At 64.0% G+C, this 22,144-nt stretch carries 15 protein-coding genes and 2 pseudogenes; 4 read left to right on the top strand and 13 right to left on the bottom strand.

Features of this window, described 5'->3' with window-relative positions; genetic code table 11:
* Positions 1-44: 44 nt before the first annotated feature.
* Together ACUXVA_RS18840 and ACUXVA_RS18835 are read right to left on the bottom strand one after the other, a co-directional pair.
* Positions 45-1,370 (bottom strand): ABC transporter substrate-binding protein, encoded by a 1,326-nt coding sequence (locus ACUXVA_RS18840; RefSeq protein WP_265078942.1) that lies wholly within the window; start codon positions 1,368-1,370, stop codon positions 45-47.
* Between the two features lie 240 nt (positions 1,371-1,610).
* Positions 1,611-2,675 (bottom strand): ABC transporter ATP-binding protein, encoded by a 1,065-nt coding sequence (locus tag ACUXVA_RS18835; protein ID WP_445487479.1) that lies wholly within the window; start codon positions 2,673-2,675, stop codon positions 1,611-1,613.
* Between the two features lie 214 nt (positions 2,676-2,889).
* Between ACUXVA_RS18835 and ACUXVA_RS18830 the strand changes: the two are divergent.
* Positions 2,890-4,697 (top strand): annotated as a pseudogene (locus ACUXVA_RS18830) (IlvD/Edd family dehydratase).
* A 240-nt stretch (positions 4,698-4,937) separates the two neighbouring features.
* Positions 4,938-5,672 carry an SDR family oxidoreductase gene (locus tag ACUXVA_RS18825; protein ID WP_265078944.1) on the top strand — a complete coding sequence of 245 codons (735 nt, stop codon included), beginning with the start codon at positions 4,938-4,940 and terminating at the stop codon, positions 5,670-5,672.
* 153 nt (positions 5,673-5,825) lie between these two features.
* On the opposite strand, the gene ACUXVA_RS18820 is transcribed toward ACUXVA_RS18825, so the two are convergent.
* The 10 genes and pseudogenes from ACUXVA_RS18820 to ACUXVA_RS18775 form a co-directional block, all read right to left on the bottom strand.
* Complete coding sequence (locus ACUXVA_RS18820) at positions 5,826-6,326, bottom strand: TlpA family protein disulfide reductase (protein ID WP_265078945.1); 501 nt, start codon at positions 6,324-6,326, stop codon at positions 5,826-5,828.
* A complete protein-coding gene (locus tag ACUXVA_RS18815) occupies positions 6,323-7,534 on the bottom strand; it encodes a sialidase family protein (RefSeq protein ID WP_265078946.1) in 1,212 nt (403 codons plus the stop codon). The genes ACUXVA_RS18820 and ACUXVA_RS18815 overlap by 4 nt, the downstream gene beginning before the upstream one ends.
* A gap of 91 nt (positions 7,535-7,625) precedes the next feature.
* Positions 7,626-10,025, bottom strand: coding sequence for a TonB-dependent receptor family protein (locus tag ACUXVA_RS18810; protein WP_445487476.1), 2,400 nt, complete (start codon positions 10,023-10,025; stop codon positions 7,626-7,628).
* An 87-nt stretch (positions 10,026-10,112) separates the two neighbouring features.
* Positions 10,113-10,481, bottom strand: a complete 369-nt coding sequence (locus tag ACUXVA_RS18805) for a DUF2946 family protein (protein WP_265078948.1) — start codon at positions 10,479-10,481, stop codon at positions 10,113-10,115.
* Between the two features lie 226 nt (positions 10,482-10,707).
* On the bottom strand, positions 10,708-11,499 hold the full coding sequence (locus ACUXVA_RS18800) for a TonB family protein (protein ID WP_445487473.1): 792 nt from the start codon (positions 11,497-11,499) through the stop codon (positions 10,708-10,710).
* Between the two features lie 14 nt (positions 11,500-11,513).
* On the bottom strand, positions 11,514-11,984 hold the full coding sequence (gene exbD / locus ACUXVA_RS18795) for a TonB system transport protein ExbD (protein ID WP_265078949.1): 471 nt from the start codon (positions 11,982-11,984) through the stop codon (positions 11,514-11,516).
* 3 nt (positions 11,985-11,987) lie between these two features.
* Positions 11,988-12,935, bottom strand: a complete 948-nt coding sequence (exbB, locus tag ACUXVA_RS18790; RefSeq protein WP_265078950.1) for a tonB-system energizer ExbB — start codon at positions 12,933-12,935, stop codon at positions 11,988-11,990.
* Positions 12,932-13,620: pseudogene (locus tag ACUXVA_RS18785) on the bottom strand (Fe2+-dependent dioxygenase). The gene exbB and the pseudogene ACUXVA_RS18785 overlap by 4 nt, the downstream one beginning before the upstream one ends.
* Before the next feature lie 4 nt (positions 13,621-13,624).
* Positions 13,625-16,138 carry a TonB-dependent receptor gene (locus tag ACUXVA_RS18780; protein WP_265078951.1) on the bottom strand — a complete coding sequence of 838 codons (2,514 nt, stop codon included), beginning with the start codon at positions 16,136-16,138 and terminating at the stop codon, positions 13,625-13,627.
* Positions 16,139-16,379: 241 nt separating this feature from the next.
* Positions 16,380-16,622 (bottom strand): hypothetical protein, encoded by a 243-nt coding sequence (locus ACUXVA_RS18775; RefSeq protein ID WP_265078952.1) that lies wholly within the window; start codon positions 16,620-16,622, stop codon positions 16,380-16,382.
* Between the two features lie 433 nt (positions 16,623-17,055).
* Between ACUXVA_RS18775 and ACUXVA_RS18770 the strand changes: the two genes are divergently transcribed.
* On the top strand, positions 17,056-18,198 hold the full coding sequence (locus ACUXVA_RS18770; protein WP_445493312.1) for an efflux RND transporter periplasmic adaptor subunit: 1,143 nt from the start codon (positions 17,056-17,058) through the stop codon (positions 18,196-18,198).
* Position 18,199: 1 nt separating this feature from the next.
* Positions 18,200-21,349 (top strand): multidrug efflux RND transporter permease subunit, encoded by a 3,150-nt coding sequence (locus ACUXVA_RS18765; protein WP_445487469.1) that lies wholly within the window; start codon positions 18,200-18,202, stop codon positions 21,347-21,349.
* 3 nt (positions 21,350-21,352) lie between these two features.
* Here the strand turns inward: ACUXVA_RS18765 and ACUXVA_RS18760 are convergent, their stop codons facing one another.
* Positions 21,353-22,084 (bottom strand): spermidine synthase, encoded by a 732-nt coding sequence (locus ACUXVA_RS18760; protein ID WP_265078953.1) that lies wholly within the window; start codon positions 22,082-22,084, stop codon positions 21,353-21,355.
* Positions 22,085-22,144 lie beyond the last annotated feature (60 nt).

Raw genomic sequence — 22,144 nt, 5'->3', positions numbered from 1 at the left:
GCGGCATAAGCATGCCGTATCGCAGATCCGGGACACGGTCGACGTCAGCCGCGGAAGATGCGCTTGGCTGCGCGTTCCGCCGAGGCCATTGCCGTCTTCACGTCCTCGCGGCCGGTGCAGTAGTTGGCGTACATGTCGACCACCACGAAATCGGCAATCGCCGCCGCCGCGTTCTCGCTCATCTCGGCGTCGCCTGCCGGGGTGGACGCGGTGGTGGCGACGTCGCGATACGGGGTGTTCTTCGGATCCGCCGTCCAGATCGGGTTTTTCTGGAAGTCGTTGAGGAACGGCGACAGATAACCCTGCGCCGCCTCGACCCACGGGTTGAACTGCTCGGGCTCCATCAGGAACGCGGTGAACGCCTTGCAGGCCTGCGGGAACTTGGTGAAGGTGAAGATCAGGATCGGGAAGCCGAGATGCAGCTCGCGGGTCTTGCCGTCGAGACCCGCCGGCAGATGGGCATGGTTCATGTCGGCGGCGATGTCCGGAGCTTCCTTCTTCGCCGTGACATAGATCGAGATGCCGTTGGTGGTGAGATGCAGCTGGCCGGCGAGGAAGGCCTTGTTGTTGGACGAGTCGTTCCACGACGCGGTACCGGGAATGAAGTTCTCGTACAGCGCCTTGACGTACTCCAGCGACTTGGCGGTCTCCGGCGAGTTGATGGTGACCTTGTTGCCCTTGTCGATCAGCTTGCCGCCATGGGCCCACAACGCCCAGTGCACCCAGCCGTTGGCGTCGCCCGACGCGTGGCCGAGCGCCATGCCGGCGGGCGCGCCGACCTTGTTCATGCCCTTGACCAGATCGAGGAAGCCAGCGAGGTCCTTGGGGAAGGTCTTGTGGCCGGCCTTCTCGGCGGCGGCAACGCGGTAGTTCACCAGGCCGCCGGTGGCGGCGACGGGAACGCCGATCCACTTGCCGTTCAGCATGCCGTACTTCTTGCCGGACTCCGCCCAGCCGCCGTTCTTCTTGCCGAGGTAATCGGCAACGTCGGTGACATCCAGGCACTTGCTCGGAAACAGGAACGGCAGCGAGTAAAGGCCCCAGACCATGTCGAGGCCCTGCCCGGTATTGGCGGCCACCGAGGCCTTGGGCTGGATGTCGTCATAGGATTCGTTGGAGACGTTGATGGTGACGCCGGTGGCCTTCTGGAAGGCGTCGACGATCTTCATGAAGGCGACGTCTTCGGCCTCGACGAAGCGCTTCCAGCGCAGCAGGTTGATCTTGGCGCCGGCCTCCGGCTTGAACGGCGAGGCCTGCGCCCAGGCCTTGGCATAGCCGAGCAACTGGTCGGCCGACATGGTGGCGGCGGTGGCCAGCGTCAGCGCGCCACCCTTGATCAGGGAACGGCGGTCCGGTGTGAATCCAGTCATCTTTCATCTTCTCCCTGTTGTATTGGTTCGTTGATCGACCAATGTTTTGAACGTTCTCTTCAACCTCGACGCACCGACCATGCGCCCCCTCTCCCCGCTCTTGCGGGGAGAGGGCTGGGGTGAGGGGCGTTGCGCAAAACACGAACTCCCCCTCACCCGGATTACTCGCTTCGCTCGCAATCCGACCTCTCCCCGCCTAGCGAAGCTTTGCTTCGCGCGGCGGGGAGAGGTAAGTGCCGTCTAGATCCTCTTTCCCGTGTCCTTGTCGAACAGATGCGCCGAAGCCGCGCGCGGCCGCAGATGGATCTTGTCGCCGGGTTCGACATGGCGGCGGTCGCGGAAGATCGCGATGATGTCCTGGGTGCCGATGCGCGCCACGATCTGGGTTTCCGAACCGGTCGGCTCGACCACCACGATCTCGGCCTCGATGCCGTCATCGGCGAATTCGAGATGCTCCGGACGGATGCCGTAGGTGACCGCCTTACCATTGGCAGAGGCCGGCGCTTCCGCCACCGGCAGGCGGGCGCCGCTGGCGGTCTCCACCCAGGGCTGGCCGCCGTTGACCTTCAACGTGCCCTCGAGAAAATTCATGGCCGGCGACCCGATGAAGCCGGCCACGAACTTGTTGTCCGGATGATCGTAGAGCTCGAGCGGCGCGCCCATCTGCTCGACGATGCCGTCCTGCATCACCACGATCTTGTCGGCCATGGTCATGGCTTCGATCTGGTCGTGGGTGACGTAGACCGTGGTGGTCTTGAGCCGCTGATGCAGCTCCTTGATCTCGGCGCGCATGGCGACGCGCAGCTTGGCGTCCAGGTTGGACAACGGCTCGTCGAACAGAAAGACTTGGGGATCGCGGACGATGGCGCGTCCCATGGCTACGCGCTGGCGCTGGCCGCCGGAGAGCTGCCGGGGGTAGCGATCGAGCAGGCGGCGCAGGTCGAGAATGTCGGCGGCGCGGTTGACCTTCTCGTCGATCTCACTCTGAGCGGCGCCGCGCAGTTTGAGCGAAAAGCCCATATTCTGGGCCACCGTCATGTGCGGGTACAGTGCGTAGTTCTGGAAGACCATGGCGATGTCCCGCTCCTTCGGCTGGACATCGTTGACCACGCGATCGCCGATCGAAATGGTGCCGGAGGTTATTTTTTCCAGTCCGGCCAACATGCGCAGCAGGGTCGACTTGCCGCAGCCGGACGGCCCGACCAGCACCACGAAGGCGCCGTCCTCGATCGGGACGGAGACGCCGTGCAACACCTCAAAACCACCAAATGATTTACGCACGTCGTGAATTTGCACTGACGCCATCAAGTTTCTCCCGAATACCCGCGTCCTCCGGCACAGCCGCGGCGCGTTTTGATTTCACCCTCATAACAGAATATTCTGGAAATGTCGTTGGATCAAAGTCGTAGTGACAAGCGGTCGCTGCAAGCGTTGCGAACGCTGCGATGACATGCGAACATCCGGCGCCAAATCAAATATGACGCACAGCGTATTAAATGTGTGCGGTGCGGGAGAAAAAATGAACAAGCCGATGACCGGGATCACCCGACGCAAGCTCCGCTCCAGCGAGTGGTTCAACGACCCCCACAATCCAGCGATGACCGCTCTCTATCTTGAGCGCTACCTGAATTACGGCCTGACCCGCCACGAACTGCAGTCCGGCAAGCCGATCATCGGCATTGCCCAGACCGGCAGCGACCTGTCGCCGTGCAACCGCCATCACCTCGAACTGGCCAAGCGCGTCCGCGAGGAATCACCGCCGCCGGCGGGCTGGCGATGGAATTTCCGGTGCATCCGATCCAGGAGACCGGCAAGCGCCCGACCGCGGCACTTGACCGCAACCTGGCCTATCTCGGCCTTGTCGAGGTGCTGTTCGGCTATCCGCTCGACGGCGTCGTGCTGACCACCGGCTGCGACAAGACCACGCCGGCCTGCCTGATGGCGGCGGCGACGGTGAACCTGCCGGCGATTGTGCTGTCCGGCGGGCCGATGCTCAACGGCTGGCACGAGGGCGAACGCACCGGCTCCGGAACAGTGGTCTGGAAATCCCGCGAGCGGCTCGCCGCGGGCGAGATCGACTATGAGGAATTCATGTCCATCGTGGCGTCGTCAGCGCCCTCGGTCGGCCATTGCAACACCATGGGCACGGCGTCGACGATGAACTCGCTGGCCGAAGCCCTGGGCATGTCCCTGCCCGGCTGCGCCGCCATCCCGGCGCCCTACCGCGAACGCGGCCAGATTGCCTACGAGACGGGCAGCCGCATCGTGGAAATGGTGTGGGAGGACCTCAAGCCCTCGGACATCCTGACCCGCGAGGCGTTCGAGAACTGCATCGTCGTCAATTCCGCGATCGGCGGCTCGACCAATGCGCCGATCCACATCAACGCGCTGGCCCGCCACATCGGCGTCGAACTGGATATCGACGACTGGCAGAGCGTCGGTCACAAGGTCCCGCTGCTGGTCAACATGCAGCCGGCGGGATTCTATCTCGGCGAAGAATATCACCGCGCCGGCGGCGTGCCCTCGGTGGTGCGCGAGTTGATGACGCACAAGAAGATCCACGAAGGCGCCATGACCGTCAACGGCAAGACCATGGGCGAGAATTGCGCGGCCGCACCGAAGCCGGACAACGACGTGATCTGGTCCTACGACAAGCCAATGGTGAAGGATGCCGGCTTCCTGGTGCTGCGCGGCAACCTGTTCGACTCGGCGATCATGAAGACCTCGGTGATCTCCAAGGAGTTCTTCGAGCGCTACCTCAACAACCCGAAAGACCCCAACGCCTTCGAGGGCCGCGCCATCGTGTTCGAGGGGCCGGAGGACTATCACCACCGCATCGACGACGCCGACCTGAACATCGACGAGCACTGCATCCTGTTCGTGCGCGGCACCGGGCCGATCGGCTATCCCGGCGGTGCCGAGGTGGTCAACATGCAGCCGCCGGCGGCGCTGATCAAACGCGGCATCCACTCGCTGGCCTGTATCGGCGACGGCCGGCAGTCCGGCACCTCGGGCTCGCCCTCGATCCTCAACGCCACCCCGGAGGCCGCGGCCAATGGCGGCCTGGCGATCCTCAAGACCGGCGACATGGTGCGCATCGACCTCAACAAGGGCGAAGCCAACATCATGATCTCCGACGAGGAGCTGAAACGGCGACGCGCCGAGCTGATGGCTGCGGGCGGGTTCAAGTATCCGGCCAACCAGACGCCGTGGCAGGAACTGTACCGCTCCACCGTCGGCCAGCAGGCCACCGGCGCCTGCCTGGAACTGGCAACGCGCTATCACGACATTGCCGGCACGATCGGCACGGCAAGGCATAACCACTAACCGTCACCTACCGCGCACATCCGTCAGCGCAGTCGAGCACCTCTCCCGCCGCGCGAAGCGAAGCTTCGCTAGGCGGGGAGAGGTCGGAGCCGAGCGATAGCGAGGCTTCGGGTGAGGGGGAGCCCGTGAGACTCACTGGCTCCCCCTCACCCCAGCCCTCTCCCCGCAAACGGGGCGAGGGAGCGCTGGGCCGTCGCTTCAACTTCGAAGACTTGAATAATAACAAATGGGGAGAACCACATGTCTGATCGGCTGAAGGGTAAACGCGCCTTTGTGACTGCGGGGGCCGCCGGCATCGGCCGCGCCTGCGCGCTGGCCTTTGCACGCGAGGGCGCCACGGTATTCGCCACTGACATCGACGAGAAAGGCATCGCCACCCTGACCAAGGACGGCGTGGCGGAGGTGGCTAAACTCGACGTGCGCGACAGCGCGGCGGTCGACGCCATGGCCAAGAAGGTCGGGCCGGTGGATATCCTGCTCAACGCCGCCGGCTTCGTGCATCACGGCACCGTGCTCGACTGCGACGACGCGGCCTGGGATTTCTCGTTCGACATCAACGTCAAGTCGATGCACCGCACGATCCGCGCCTTCCTGCCGGGCATGCTGGCCAACGGCGGCGGCAGCATCGTCAACATCGCCTCCGCCGCCGGCGTGTTCAAAGCCGCACCGAACCGCTACGTCTACGGCGCCACCAAAGCGGCTGTCGCGGCGCTGACCCGCGCGGTGGCGGCCGACTTCATCACCAAGGGCATCCGCTGCAACTCGATCTGCCCCGGCACCATCGAGACGCCCTCGATGCTCGACCGCGCCGCGGCGGCCGGCCCGCAGGGACGCGAACTGTTCGTGTCGCGGCAGCCGATGGGCAGGCTCGGCACCGCCGACGAGATCGCCTCGCTGGCGGTCTATCTCGCCAGCGACGAAAGCTCGTTCACCACCGGCGTCGCCCACATCATCGACGGCGGCTGGACGCTTTGACCTCCGCCTCTCCCCGCTTGCGGGGAGAGGCGGCCGCCGCTGCACCAGTCGTGTGAGCGGCGACTGCACGGCCATCGCCATGCGAATGGTACGCGCAGATTGGAAGTCCCCTCACCCTGCCCTCCCCCGGAAGCGCGGGGCGAGGATGTGCGTTCAGCGGACCGCAGCGGACTGTCGATCTGACCAGCTTTCGACGTCGGCCATTTCCGCAGTGCCTTCCATGGTGGTGATCTGACCGTCGCGGGCGATCAACACGGTGCGGGGGATGTCGCCCTGCCAGTCCGGATCGATCTCGAACCTCAGCCGCTCGACAAATCCATCGCCGAAAATCCAGTTCTCTGCAGATGACAGGCCGGCGTTCTGCAGCATCGCGCGGGTGGCATCGGGCAGATTCGGCACCAGGTCGGCACTGATGGTCACGACATCGATCGCCGGGTGATCCTTCATGAACGCGCCGAGCAACGGCAATTCAACCTTGCACGGACCGCAGGTGACGCCCCAGAAATGCACCAGCGTGGGCCGCCCCGCATGGGCGTGCAGAATTTTCTGCCAGCTTCCGCGCTCGAAGGGCTTCAGCTGCTCCGGGATGCCGGCGGCCTGCGCCGTCAGCACCAGGACCATCAGGATCGCGCCTGCCAGACACTTCGACTTCATGGCTCTTCCTCGATCGATTGAAAGCGATAGCCGTCGGCTTTGGTCATCCATGACAGGAAGGTCCTGCGCCCGTCCGTCACCAGCAACGGATGGTCGGATGTATCCTGTGTCGTCGCGACAGCCCTCGGCGCCGACCAGCTATTGCCATCGTCCCGCGACGTCATGAGATTGACCGTGGTCTTTTCGCCATCGAACTCTTTCCACACGAGCTCGATGCCGTGCGGGCCCGCGATGACATATGGCCGCGATGGGCTGCGTCCGGGCTGGCCGAGCGCAAGCGGCGCCGAGAAGGTCCGCCCGCCATCGTGCGAATGGGCATAGAACAGGCCCTTGCGATTCTTGCCGTTGGTGTACCAATTCACATGGTAAGTGCCTGCAGCCGAAATCGTCAGGCTCGGCCCGTGATGCGGACAGGCGGCGATCTGCCAGTCATCCTGGCTGACCCGAAAGATATCACCCGGCGTCGCCAGATCGGAGAAGGTGACGATCGCGTGGTCGCGAACGCCGCCTTCGAAGATGTTCCTGAAGATCACCACCGGACGCCCCGGCCCGACGAACGCCAGCCCGATCCGGCAGCATTCACAGGTATTGTCCTTGACCATCTGCGCCTCGGAATAGGTGGCGCCGCCGTCCCGCGACGACGCCACATAGAGGGCGGCGCCGTCATACTTCTTGCCGGCCTGCTGCACCGGAACGCGATTGCGCTTGTCGAGCCATGCGGCGAACACCGTTCCGTCGGCATCGATCGCCAGCGCCTCGAAGCGCTGGCTCTCGTTATTCGCAGTGATCGGCAGCAGCGCCGTGAAGCTCTGGCCGCCATCCACCGAACGCGCGTTGAATACCTGACCGTTGAACGCCTTGTCCCGGAACGTCGAAAACGCCACCGCGATCCGGCCGTCGCGATCCACGGCAATTTTCGGCCTTGCGTCAGGTCCCCAGTCGAGATTGAGGGTCTCTTTCGACACCGCTACCGGCGGCGAGAAGCTTTGCCCAACATCTTTCGAGCTGGCGACGGAAACCTGCCCGCCCGCCATCCATGCCAGCCAAAGCGTCCCGTCCGGACCGAAGGCCGGCGTCACCTTCGATGCGCAACGCAGAATCTGCTCTTCGCACGCGGTTTCCGACGCATGCTGATGGGACATTTGCCCGGATGCAGTCGCCCGCCAGAGCGTGACGGACAACGCCACAACGATCCCCGTTCGAAGCATCTGCCCTCGACTGTGCTGCCTCATCATTCGCGGCTACCCAATGCATGAACAGAGCGCGCCGGCATTCTGTCGAATTGCCGGCGCGCCCCGCTCATTGGAACGCCACCTTCATGCCGGCGACGAAGGTCCTCGGCGAGCCCGCGTAAATAGATCCGGTGGAGTTCGCCAGGACGGTCGCAGGGTTCTGGACGCCGCCTGATGTGACCGAGTTGCCGATGTTGTTCGCCGAAGCAATATAGGTCCGGTCGAACACGTTCCTCACCTCGAGATACAGGCTGAGCGATTTGAGATAGTTCGACGCCAGATCGGTCTTGTAGTGGACATTAAGGTTGACCAGCTCGTAGCCGGGCGCCTTCAGCAGGTTGGCGTTGTCCAGATAGAACGAGTCCTTCCACTGCAGTTCGACAAACGCGCCGAGGCCCTGCAACGGTCCCGCCAGTTCGTCATAACCCAGGCGTGCGGTCAGTTCGTTCGGGGAGACGCCCGGGATCTTGTTGCCTGCCCGGTTGAAGCTGAACACCTGTCCATTGGTCAGGTTTTCCGTGTAGTCGGTGTAGATCTGGTCGAGATAGGTGTAGGCCGCAGTTGCCCGCCAGCCGGGCGTGATCTGCCAGTCGGCCGCGAGCTCGACCCCGCGATGTTCGGAGCGCGGCGCATTGAACGTATAGCTCGAATTGGGCGCCCCGACCGGCGTCGCCTGCGAAACCAGTTCGTTGCGGAAGAACTCGTAGAAACCGGTCACGCTGAACTTCACGGCATTGTTCGGCGTCCAGTCGAAGCCGAGGTCATAGCCGAGGTTCTTCTGCGTATCGAGCTGGGTGTTGTTGCCCAACTGGCCATTGGCGAGGACGAACAGATTGCCGACCTGCGGCGTGCCGTATCCGGTCGCCACCCGACCGCGGAACAGCCACTCGCTGTTCAGCCTGTAGAGCAGCGCCAGCTCCGGCGCGGTGTTCTCGAACTGCCTGTCGGTGCTGATGACAGAGGTCGAGGTGACGCCGGACGCTCCGGTATAGCTGTAGGCGGAGTTCCTCCCGGTCAGATTCGTGACTTCCCAGCCGATGCCGGCAATTGCCGTCAGCGACGACGTCAGGGCAAGCTCCTCGCGCGCACGCAGGCCGTAGTTGGTGTGCTCGCCTACCACGTTGGAGGACAGCCGCCCGAGCGCAGCATTTCCGCCCGGCATCAGCATGCGGGTATCGCCGGACCAGCTCAGCGTGTTGTAGAAGCCGCCGAAATAGGTCGTTGCCGCCATCCCGAGGATCTCGCCGCGACGGGTGATGTCGCTGGAGTAATTGTAGGACGGATAGTCGCCGATGGCGTTGGTGGTGCCGGTCGGCTGGCTGATGTTGCGGTCATCGAAGACGAACTGGTTGCGCCATGTGGCCTGGTTGTCGAAATCGTGCTCCCACCGGCCGCCGACAATGGTGCGCCGGTCGGTACGTCCGAGCCCGGCCTGCTCCGCGGTCCGCGCGCTGGTTCCCGCCGCGTTGTTGAATCCGTTGTTGTTCAGCGTGACCGTTCCGCAGCCGGCGCCGGCGCCCGCGGCGGTCGCGCAGCCCTGCTGGAATGGATTCTGATAGTATTGATTAAGCGAGGAGCGGATCGGCAGGCGGGTATCGAGATCGTTGTTGATCACCTTCAGCGTCAGCCGATCGTCAGGCGTGATCTTCAGGGTCCCCAGAAAATTCACGGTCTGCGTGTTGAACCAGCTGTTGCCGATGAAGCCGTCGCCGCGGGCGTCGCTGGCAAACAGCGAGCCCTCGAAGTTTCCGACCTTCTTGCCCGCCGCCAGGTAGTTGTTGAGATAGCCGAAGCTACCGCCATCGACGCCGTATTCGATGCCGTTGATTTCGCCGCCCGGTCGGGTGCGGAAATTGAGCGCGCCGCCGGTGGCATAGTTGCCGTACAGCGCCGACGACGGCCCGCGGATGACGTCGATGGCTCCGTAAGCGCGCGGATCAATCAGATCGCTGCGCGACAGACCGTCGGGCTGCGTGACCGGAAAGCCGTCGTCGAAGATCACCAGGTTGCGGATCGCGAATCCGTTGCGGGCGTTGGAGCCGCGGATCGAAATGCCGAGATCGCGTGGCCCGTTGCCCTGCTTGACCGAGACGCCCGGGCTGTCGCGCAGGACGTCGCCGACCGAAAACGCCGGCCGGTTGTCGAACTGGCTGCGATCGATGGTGGTCTGGGTCTGTCCTGCCGGCACACTGGACAGGCTTCCGCGCGCATCGCTGGCGGTGGCCGGCCTGGCCTGCGACGGATTTGCGGAGGCGCTGACCGCGGCGGGCCGCGCGCGTGACCTGGCAGCCGATGAGCGGACCTTCGGCTTTTGCACCGCGCGCTTCGGCGCGGCGCCGGGCGCATCGACAGTAACGGCCGGCAAGCTTTGGCTTGCCGATTGCGCAAACGCTGGCTCAGCCGAAATGGAAACGGCAAGCACAAGCGCGCCGGCGCTCGCACTGCACAGGGCAGATGCACGAAACATAGAAATATCCTGACACCGGCATCGCCGCCGGCTTGCTTAGACACAGAGTTTGCTGCGGAGACCGCTGCAAAAACGAATGTGGTTCAGTCAGGAGAGAAGCGGTGGTGCGCGCGCCTGCGCGGGGCTGTGGCGACGATCGACGCCGTCAAGCGACGGGGGTTCGGTCCAGACAGTTCGCGCGATAGAACGGACCAGAACTGATGGCGTCGGTTCGAGATTGCCGAGCAGCGCAACACCGGCATGCGCGAGGGCGCAATGCAGAATACAGGCTGGCGAGCCGCGCTTCTGATCGGACTGGTGGTCCAGACCATCGGTCCCGGTCATTCCCGAGCAGATTTCCATGGAGGAAATCGGGCCGGCCGCAGCGACAGCGAAGTATGGCACGAGGGGAGCGACGATCTGCGCCCACACCGCCACCAAACCGATAAAAAGATATGTCTTCAGCCGCTGTCGCATGAATACCGAGCCACCCAAGGTCCCCCGTACCATGCAGGATTTGACGAGTCGAGGCCAGGTCTCGGAGACGGGCGCGTCTTCCCCTTACCGAGGCGGACATATTGGTCGAACCCCGAAGCCGAACTGACAGCCGCGGAAGCCGAGCAATGCATAGGAGAGTAGAGTATCGAGCCCCGGATCTGCAGAGCGGCACCTGGCGCTGCAGCGTACGGAACGCGAGCGCGCCCTACCCCTTGCCCTTGACGCGAAAAATCACCGGCAAAGTAAAGCTCAGGCCCTCGTCGGCGACCAGCGGCGGCGGTTGCGGCACCGGGTCGGAGCGGCGGACCATGGCCAGCGCGGCCTCGTCGAAGGCGGCGTCACCGGAGCCTTTGACAATGCTCACCTTCAGCACATGGCCGACCCGGTCGATCTCGAAATTGACGGTGATCTCCGCGGTCTTCTGCTGGCGCTCGGCCGGATAGCGCTTGTGCTTGTCGAGATGCGACACCAGCTCCTTCTGCCAGGTGGTGCGCGCGCGCCGGGCGGCCTCGCCCGAACCCTGCGCCGGAGCCACCGCCTGCGGGGCTTCCTTGACCGCCTCGAAGCTCGGCATCGCGGTCGCTTCGGCGGCCACCGACTCCGTGGAGGCGGATTGCTTGACCGTGGCCTTGTCCGGCTCCTCCTCGGTCGGCTTCTTGGATTCGTTTTCCGTGACCACGCGATCCGGCTCCTCGCTCTCGATCACCTTGGCCTGCGGCAGTTCGGTTTCCTTCTCCACCGCCTTCTGCTCGGCGATGGCCGGCGACGCGGTGGACGCCTCGGTGTCCGGCCCCGGCGGCAGGTCGGTGGCCTCGAGCCGTGGCGCCGCCATCTCGATGCCGACCTCGATGGCCGGCGCGCCCATGGCGTCGTCTGAGTCCTCGGCGTCCATCTGCAGCACCGCCGCGGCAATGCCGCCGCCATGCAGCAGCACCGCGCAAAGTGCGGCGATCATCCACAGCCGCCGCGAGGGCCGTTTGGCATCAAGGTCGGACATCATCGTTCCCTGGCTCAGGGCTTCGGCACGTCAGGCGCCGGCTGCGAAGGTGCTGCGGCCGCCGGCACGCCTTCCAGCGTCACCAGCTTGATCTTGTAGCCACCGCTGTTGAGAAGCTCCAGCACGTCCATCATGTCGCCATAGGGCACGGCCCGATCGGCGCGCAGGAACACCATGCGATCCTTGCCGACCTCGGCCATGGAGTCGAGCGTGCGCACCAGATCGACGCGCTTGACCATGTTCTCGCCGATCGCCACCGCCAGATCGGACTTGATGCTGACATAGGTCGGCTTGTCCGGCTTCTTGGTCGGCGTGGCCGTGGACGATGGCAGGTCGATCGGCAGGTCGACGGTGGACAGCGGTGCCGCGACCATGAAAATGATCAGCAGCACAAGGATGACGTCGATGAAGGGCGTGACGTTGATTTCGTGGGATTCCGCGAAATCGTCGTCGTCGTCAGCACCTTCGGAAATTGACATGCCCATGTGCTACTCCGCCGCGCGGGCGTGCGAGCCGCCATGGGTGCGGTCGAGGTCGCGCGACAGCAGACGACCGGCGGCGCCCGAGGCGCGGCTCACCAGCTCCATGTAGCCCTTCGTCACCCGCGCGAAGTGATTGTAGATGATCACCGCGGGAATCGCCGCAACCAGGCCGATGGCGGTGGCCAGCAGCGCCTCGGCAATGCCGGGCGCCACCACCGCGAGATTGGTGGTCTGCGATTTCGAAATGCCGATAAAGCTGTTCATGATGCCCCACACGGTGCCGAACAGGCCGACGAACGGCGACGTCGCGCCGATGGTTGCCAGCGCGCCCATGCCGAAGCGCACGCGCCGCGCCTCGGCGCGAACGATCTCGCTGAAGCTGGAAGCTGCACGCTCCTTGATGCCGCTGTCGCTGGAAATGCCGGCGGACATCCGTCCCTCATGCATCGCTGCCGCCAGCAGCGATGACAGCACGTTCTCCTTGCCGCCGAGCGCGAGCTGGGCTTCGGCCAGCGAGCGCTTCTCCGAGATGCGCTTCAGTGCGCCGCGTAGCTTGCGCTGGGCCACCGACAATTCCAGCATCTTGGCGATACCGACGGTCCAGGTCACCAGCGACGCAAAGGCCAGGCTGACCATGATCGCCTGGACGATGATGTCGGCGTTCCTGAACATCGACCACGGCGACAGTTCGTGAATCGCATTCGCGACAACGGCCTTGGCCGGCTTGCCGGAAGCGTCGGGCGCCGCTTCGGCCGAGGGGGCCAGCGGCACTGCCGGCCGTGTCTCGGCCGCGGGTGCCTGCGGCTGCACCGGGGGCGCCTGCGCGACCGCCGGTTGCGACGTCACCGGTGCGGCCGGTGCTGCCTTCTGTTGCGCGAGCAAGGGAGACGCCAGCGCCACGACGGCAAGCACGGCGGCCCACTTGAGAGTTTTTCCAAACGATGATGCGATCATACTTCGGCCCAGTAGCGAATGAGATTGTGATAGATGCCGGTCAATTTGACCGTTTCAGGGTCATCCCGGCCGAGGCGTTCGCAAAGATTCTGAATCGCGCCGTCAAGATCGAAGATCATGCTGCGCGCATGGGCATCCCGTACCATGCTCTGCAGCCAGAAAAAGAAGCAACCCGCGCGCCGCGGGTCACCGGCGTCACCAGATGCAAACTGGACGCAGGATAAAGAACCAGATGCCCCGCCGGCAGCTTGACCTCGTTAGACCCGTAATTGTCCTCGACGACCAGTTCGCCGCCGTCATAGTCCTCCGGCTCGGCCAGAAACAGCGTCACCGACAGGTCGGTGCGGATACGCAATCCGGTCAGATGATCGCCGCGCACGGCATTGTCGACATGCACGCCGAAGTGATGACCGTCGGACGCCACGTAGCGGTTGAACAGGGGCGGAAAGATCTGCAGCGGGATCGCCGCGGAAATGAACCGCGGATTGGCAGTCAGCGCCGACACGATACGGTTGCCGAGCTTTCGCGCCAGCTCGCTGTCGGGCGGCAGCCGCTCGTTGCGCTTCACCAGCGCAGACTGCGCCCCGGCGGTAGAGCGACCGTCTTCCCACTCGGCCGCGTCCATGAGGCGGCGGAACTCCGCCACCTCCTCCTTGCTGAGAACGTCGGGGATGCAGACCAGCATCCCGTCAGAACCTGCCGCTGATCACCAGGGACGCGGTGCGGCCCGGCGCTTCAAGCACGAACGGCGCGGCGCTCTGGTACATGGCATCGTAGTAGAGCTTGTTGAAGATGTTGTTCACGAATAGTTTCGCGGTCCAGTTCTTGTCGATCTTGGCTTCCACGAAAGCATCGAACCTCCAGTAGTCCGGCAGCGAGGTGCCCTGGTTGGCGGCAAGGAACGTGCCGCCATAGATCTTCGAGCGATAGACCGCCTGGCCGCCGAGCTCCCAGACATCCGTGAACTTGTACTTGGCGAGCATGCTGAAAGACTGGTGCGCAATGTTGGCCAGCTGCAGGCCGACATTGGTGGTGTACAGGATCGCGTTCGCAGGCGGAATATTCGACTTCGTCACCTTCGATTGCATCAGCACGACACCGCCGAACAGGCTCAGCCTGTCGGTCACCTTGCCGCCGACGCTGAAATCGAATCCCTGGATTCGATAGGCGGCGCCCGCCGATATCAGAGGCACAGTGCCGGCAATGCCCGGAACGGTCGTGTTCACCGACTCACGCGCATTTTCCTTGGTGGTCTGGAACAGCGCCGCGGTGACCAGCAGGCGCCGGTCGAACAGCTCCAGCTTGGTGCCCACTTCGGCGGCCTTGTTGCGCTCGGGTCCAAAAATCTGGTTGGAATTGCCGTTGAGCACCGGCGTCACGCCGCCATAGGCGGTGCTGGTGCCGTCGAACTCCGCGCCGACGGGATTGGACGAGGTGGCATAAGACACATAGACGCTCGACCACGGCGCCGGCTTGACCACGATGCCGCCATTGTAGTTCGTCAGACCGAACTCGGCATTTTGCTTTCCAAAGACGTTGGCCGTGCCATTGACGGTGCCATATCCGGTGGTTTGGAGGTTGTAGTCGTCGTACCGGATGCCGCCATTCAAAATGACGAGGTCATTGTAGTTGGCGGTGTCCATGATGTAGCCGCTGTTGGTGTCGATGGCGATCTTGGTCGGCAGCCCCGTCAGCGTCGGCGTGGTGCTGAACGGCAGGTTGGTGAACTGCGGATTGAACACGCTCACACCGCTCAGGCTGCCCGAGCCGGTGAAGCCGCCGAGGGCCTCCGAGCTGAGGCCCGCATATTTGTCGATGCTCGATCGCTCGCGCGAGATCTCGACGCCGCCGAGCGCGGTGTTCTTCCATCCCCCGAGATCGAACTTGTAGGTTGCCTCGGTCTGGTTGGCCAGGGCATCGGTGACCTGATAGCGGCTCTGCGGATTGGCGGACAGCGTCGACGCCGCGAGGCTGGTGGCGTTGATCACGGGGCTTTCCGGGAGCGTACCGACGTAGTTCTGGAACGACCGCTGCAGCCTGAACTTGTTGCTTACCGCCAGGTCCGGCGTGATCTGAACCTCGCCATTGATCGTACCGATGTCCTGACCGGCCTTGAAGAAATCGCGATTGACGAAGCCATAGAAATTGTTGCGGTTGGCGCCGAATTCGGGGAACGGCCCGCCCGCGGTGGAGGCCGTGCTGGGCCGATAATACGGCACGCCGAAATCCGGAATGCCGTGCAGATCCGTGTGAATGTAGTTGGCGGTGACCTTGATGGCGTCGACCGGCTTGAAGGTCAGCGCAGCGAAGGCGCCGTTGCGATTGTCCGTAACGGAATCGCGCCCGGCGACATTGGCATCCTGAAACAGTCCGCCGACGCGGACGGCGAGTGCCGGGCTCAGCACCTGATTGACGTCGATGGTGACCCGCTTGGTGCTGTCGGTCCCGAATGCCGTATCCATCTTGTAGAAGCTTTTTTCAGTCGTGGCCTGCTTGGTGACGATGTTGATCGCCCCGCCCGAGGTCCCGCGTCCGGCAAACGACGATCCCGGCCCGCGCAGGATCTCAACCTGCTCGGTGAAGAAGTTCTCACGAACGCTCACGCCCGCGTCACGGACACCGTCGACGAACACGTCGTTGCGCGCATCGAAGCCGCGAATGAAGAAGCGATCGCCGAACGCATTGCCGCCCTCACCCGTGCCGAGGGTCACGCCGGCCGTGCTGAGAATAGCCTGCTTCAGCGTGGTAGCATTCTTGTCCTGGAGCAGTTCCTTGCTGAGGACCGTTACGGTTTTCGGCGTATTCAGCAGCGGTTCCGGGAACTTGCCCGAGGCCTGCAGATGATCCACCTTGTACGGCGCAGCAGCATCCGCATAGGGATTGCGATCCGGTGCGCCAAGGCTTCCCGCGTTGGGAAACGGCACCGGCGCGGCCTGCGCCGGCTGTGTGCGGCGCGCCGCGCGGCGCAGGGCTGTGCGGGCGCGAAGCTGATCCGGCGTCGGCCTCGAAGTCGCGGGGCGCGGGCGAGCGACCGGGGCATCGATCGTCACCGGCGGAAGGTTGGACTGCTGGGCTTCGGCACCGCTGAACGAAGCGACGGCCATCAGACCGGCAACAGCCGTCACCTTGCGACCTGAGTGGTTTTCGGATTTGTCGCCGTATGCGTGCGAACGCAACGTTCGCGGTGTCTTCGCCTGGTTCATGAACTCGCCCCTGTCAGATGCACTCAATTCGTGACGCAGCAGACTGCGCTGAATTGTCCCATGGGTTGAGTATCGACCGCTAATTTTTGGGTCAATCCGTTTGGGCGCAAATGGAGCTTGAATACGTTTGAATAGATCCAGATCAAAATCGTTCTAAACTAACAGTTTAAAACGCTTCTAATCAGAGACGCATCGGACGTTTGAATGGTTCTAAGTTCGGAAAGAAAATGAAGTAACACCGTCACTCATCGACGCTCGGCGGCTTCATCAGCGAGAACATCTCATCGACAGTCTGCAGTGCGGTCTGACGCACGCGGTCGGTGTGCTCCATGCCGGCGATGTTGATACCCCGCACCACGGCTTTGATCTCGTCGCGATAGTCGGACAGGAAACGCAAAGGGTCCGATGATTCGTTCGCGACCCGCGCGATCAGACCGGTGAGAAGAATCTGGCAGGCGATCATTCGTCCGTTGAGTTCATCCATTTTCTGCTCCGTCGCTCACGAGACTTGATAGTATCGAACGGTGCTATGACCGAGATGGTGACAGGTTACAACTCGCGCGGAGTTTGCTTTCGGTTTGCAGACGCGCCCTGTCCATCGCATCGCGATTTTTCTCTCCGCTGTGGCCCATCAATCCGCGCTGGCGCTGCGCAGCATGCGGGCATGCTGCATGCGCCGTGAGCGCCCCCTGCCGTTTCGCACGGCAGTCTGCATCCCCCTGCAAAACATGAAGATTTGGCAATGAAGGGCAGTTTCAATCATTAGTGTGTTTACAGTCTTCTGCGGCTCTCTTAACTGCTTTGGCAGCCATACGGCCCGCGCCAGGCGTCGACACGCCGGCCTGCCGCCGCAACGATTAACCGTACGAACCCATCGGATCATTATGCCCCAAGCCAAACGGACCCGCTGGATGCCAATGATCGTCGCAGCGCTGGTGCTGGCGGGCGGTTACGCTGCGTGGCGCTACTACGCTGCCGCGGGCCACACACAACAGGCCAGCGCCGCCAACGGTCGCGCATCTGCGCCGGCGGTGCCGGTAAAAATCGCCTCCGTCGAGAAAATTGATTTCCCAGTGTTTCTGAACGGCCTCGGCACGGTGCAGGGATTCAATACTGTGGTGGTCCGGACCCGGGTTGACGGTCAGATCGACAAGATCGCCTTCAAGGAGGGCCAGATGGTCCAGCAAGGCGATCTGCTGGCGCAGATCGACCCGCGTCCGTTCCAGGCCTCGCTCGACCAGGCCAAGGCCAAGAAGGCGCAGGACGAGGCGAATATCGCCAATGCCAATCTCGACCTGCAGCGCTTCACCAAGCTCGGCGAGTTCGCCACCAAGCAGCAGACGGACACCCAGCGTTCGACGGTGCAGCAGCCGACCGCGCAGATCGCAGCCGACGATGCCGCCATCTCCAATGCGCAGACCCAGCTCGACTATACCACCATCAAGGCGCCGATCTCCGGGGTGGTCGGGTTCCGCCAGGTGGACCAGGGCAACATCGTCAATGCCGCGACCCAGACCGGCATCGTCACCATCGCCCAGGTCGAACCCATCGCCGTGATCTTCACGGCACCGGAGGCGCAGCTGCCCGACATCAGCCAGTCGCTGGCCGCGAACCCGCTGAAGGTGATCGCCTTGACCACCGATGGCAAAAGGACGCTGTCGGAAGGCACGCTGGCGGTCATCAACAACCAGGTCGATACCACCAGCGACACGATCCGGCTCAAGGCGACCTTCGACAACAAGGACCACAAATTGTGGCCGGGGCTGTCGGTCTCCACCCGGCTCCTGGTCACCACGCTCAAGGACGCCATCGTGGTTCCCGATGATGCCGTCCAGCACGGCGCCGACGGTCTGTATGCCTTTGCGGTCGGCCCCGACAACAAGGCGGAAATGCGCAAGATCAAGGTCGGTCGCTCGGTCGATGGACGTACCGTGATCGAGGACGGGCTTTCCCCCGGACAGCAGGTGATCGTGGCCGGCCAATACAAGGTCCAGCCAGGCACTCTGGTGGCGACCGCCGTCGCAAGCACGGAACCCGCGACGCCGGCCAAGGCCCGATAAGATGAAAGGCAGCATCTCGTCCCCGTTCATCCGCTATCCCATCGCGACGTCGCTGCTGATGGCGGGCATCCTGTTTGTCGGCCTTGTCGCCTATCCGCTGCTGCCGGTGGCGCCGCTGCCGCAGGTCGACTTTCCCACCATCCAGGTGGCCGCCAGCCTGCCCGGCGCCAGCCCGGAGACGATGGCGTCGTCGGTCGCGCAGCCGCTGGAGCGCCAACTGGCGCAGATTCCGGGCGTCGCGCAGATGACCTCGACGAGTTCGCTCGGCACCACGGCGGTCACGATCCAGTTCGACCTTAACCGCGCGATTGACGGCGCGTCGAACGACGTGCAGGCCGCCATCAACGCCGCCGGCGGCACGTTACCGAAGAACCTACCGAGCCCGCCGACCTACCGCAAGGTCAATCCGGCAGACTCGCCGATCATGCTGTTGTCGGCCACCTCCGACACGCTGCCGATCACCGAGGTCAGCGACAGCGTCGATGCGCAGCCGGCGCAGCAGATCAGCCAGATCTCCGGCGTCGCCCAGGTCTCGATCGGCGGCCAGCAGAAGCCGGCGATCCGCATCCAGATCGATCCGGCCAAGCTGGTGGCCAAGGGCCTGTCGATGGAAGACGTCCGCAGCCAGATCGCCATCACCACCGTGGACAGCCCGAAAGGCAATATCGACGGCGACACCCGCAGCTACACCATCTACGCCAACGACCAGTTGACTGCGTCCAAGGACTGGAACGACGTCATCATCGCCTATCGCAATGGCGGTCCGCTGCGGATCCGCGACATCGGCCGGGCGGTCACCGGTCCCGAAGACGCCAAGCAGGCCGCCTGGGCCAACGGCAAGCGCGGCGTGTTCCTGGTGATCTTCAAGCAGCCCGGCGCCAACGTCATCGACACCGTCGACAAGATCAAGGCGCAGCTGCCGCGGCTGGTGGCCGCGATCCCGCCCTCCGTCAAGATCGACGTGCTCAGCGATCGCACCCAGACCATTCGCGCGGCCGTCGAGGACGTGCAGTTCACGCTATTGCTGACCATCGCGCTGGTGGTGATGGTCATCTTCGTTTTCCTGCGCAACGTCTGGGCCACCATCATCCCCAGCATCACCGTGCCACTGGCCCTGCTCGGCGCCTGCGCGCTGATGTGGACGTTCGGCTACACGCTGGACAACCTGTCGCTGATGGCGCTGACGATCTCCGTCGGCTTCGTCGTCGACGACGCCATCGTCATGCTGGAAAACATCACCCGCTATATCGAGGAAGGCGAAAAGCCGATGGCCGCGGCGCTCAAGGGCGCCGGCGAGATCGGCTTCACCATCGTCTCCATCAGTATCTCGCTGGTGGCCGTTCTGATCCCGCTGCTGCTGATGGGCGGCATCATCGGCCGGCTGTTCCGCGAATTCGCTGTGACCCTGACCATGACCATCTTCGTCTCGCTGGTGGTGTCGCTGACCCTGACGCCGATGATGGCATCGCGGTTCCTGCGCGAGGAAAAGCACGCCCACCACGGCCGGCTGTACATGCTCAGCGAGCGCGGTTTCGACGCGCTGCTCAACGCCTATGCGCGCGGCCTCGACGTGGTGATGCGCTGGCGGCTGACCACTTTGTGCGTGTTCTTCGCCACCATGATCCTGTCGGTCTACCTGTTCATGATCATCCCCAAGGGCTTCTTCCCGCAGCAGGACACCGGCCTGATCACTGCGACGTCGGAAGCCGCGCAGGACATCTCCTTCGCCGACATGAAGCTGCATCAGGAAGCGCTCGGCAAGATCGTGCAGGCCGATCCGGCCGTCGCCAGCGTCGCGATGGCGATCGGGGGCAACGGCGGCGCACTGAACACCGGCCGCATGTTCATCACGCTGAAGCCGCGCGACGAGCGTGACGTCAACGCCATGCAGATCATCGCCCGGCTGCGTCCGCAGCTTGAAAAGGTCCAGGGTGCCCGGCTGTTCATGCAGGCGGCGCAGGACATCCGGCTCGGCGGTCGCGCCAGTCGCACGCAGTTCGAATACACCCTGCAGGACGCCAATCTTACGGAGCTCAACGAATGGGCGCCGAAGATTCTCGACCGGATGAAGAAGCTGCCGGAATTGCGCGACGTCGCCACCGACCAGCAGACCAACGGCACCACCCTGACCCTCACCGTCGACCGCGACGCAGCCTCGCGGTTCGGCATCCAGCCGCAGCTCATCGACGACACGCTGTACGACTCGTTCGGCCAGCGGCAGGTGGCGCAGTACTTCACCCAGCCGAACAGCTATCATGTGATCCTGGAGATCCTGCCCGAGATGCAGGGCAAGCTGGACACGCTGGACAGGATCTACATCAAGTCGCCGACCACCAGCGACATGGTCCCGCTATCGGCCTTCGCCAAATGGACCACGGTGCCGGTCCGGCCGCTGTCGATCAGCCACCAGGGCCAGTTCCCGGCCACGACCATCAGCTTCAACCTCGCGCAAGGCGTGGCGCTCGGCCAGGCCACCGATGCCGTGCAGAAGGCCATGGGCGAGATCGGGGCGCCGTCGACGCTGAACGGCACCTTCCAGGGCACCGCGCAGGCGTTCCAGCAGTCGCTGGCCACCGTGCCGCTGCTGATCCTGGCCGCGCTCGTGGTGGTCTACCTGATCCTCGGCATTCTCTATGAGAGCTACATCCACCCGCTGACCATTCTCTCCACCCTGCCCTCGGCTGGCGTCGGCGCGCTGGCGATCCTGATGCTGTTCGGGTTCGACTTCAGCCTGATCGCGCTGATTGGCATCGTGTTGCTGATCGGCATCGTCAAGAAGAACGGCATCATGCTGGTCGACTTCGCCATTGCGGTCGAGCGCGACGAGCATCTGCCGCCGGAGCAGGCGATCCGCAAGGCCGCCCTGATGCGGTTCCGGCCGATCATGATGACGACGATGGCGGCCCTGCTCGGCGGCGTGCCGCTGATGCTCGGCACCGGCACCGGCTCGGAGATCCGCCAGCCGCTCGGCTACGCCATGGTCGGCGGCCTGATCGTCAGCCAGGCGCTGACCCTGTTCACCACGCCGGTGATCTATCTCTATCTCGACCGGTTCTCCAACGCGATTTCAAGCTGGGGCCGCGCGCGCAACCTGGACGACGACGACATTGACGTCGCGGGGGCCGAGCCCGCCAAGCAGGCGGCAGAGTAGACGCTACGGCGCCGCCTCGGCCTTCACACCGACATAGACCGTGTTGCTGACCTCGTCATCGCCGCGCAGATTCTCGAACGCCACCACATGGGCCTGCGCGACGGGAAACGCCGCTGCCAGCGCCGCCTGGAAATGAGCTTCCGGCGGGTCGTTCGACCACAGCGCGAACACGCCGCCCGGCTTGAGGTGTTCGGCGAGCCGCCGCAGTCCGGCGGCGTCGTAGAGCGAGGCATGGCTGGGGTGCAGCAGGTTGTCGGGGGAATGGTCGACGTCCAGCAGGATGGCGTCGAAACGACGCCCCGGAGCCTGCGGATCGAAGCCGGACGCCGGCGACGCCGCCATGCCGAAGAAGTCGCCATGCACCAGCCGACAGCGTGGATCCGCCGTTAATTGCCGGCCCACCGGCAGCAGGCCAGCCTGGTGCCATTCGATCACCTCCGGCAGCGCATCGACCACGATCAGCGATCGCACCTGCGGGTTGGTCAAAGCGGCCTGCGCGGTATAGCCAAGCCCGAGCCCACCCACGACAACGTCCCACGCGCCGCCCGGCAGCGCCGCCAGCCCGAGATCGGCGAGCGCGATCTCCGCAGCGGTGAACGCGCTCGACATCAGGAACTCGTCGCCGAGCTTGATCTCGTAGACGTCGATCTCGGTGCCGGGTTGCCGGCGACGCCGCAAAGTGAGGACGCCGATCGGCGTCGGGCGAAAGTCCAGTTCTTCGAAATTGATGCTCATGCCGCGAGCATGACCATGCGGCGGGCATCACCACAACAGCGAAATGACCCGCCCGGTCGT

Source organism: Rhodopseudomonas sp. RCAM05734, from assembly GCF_052658035.1.
The sequence above is the reverse complement of the archived record's forward strand: the minus strand, read 5'-3'. Positions and strand labels throughout refer to the sequence as shown.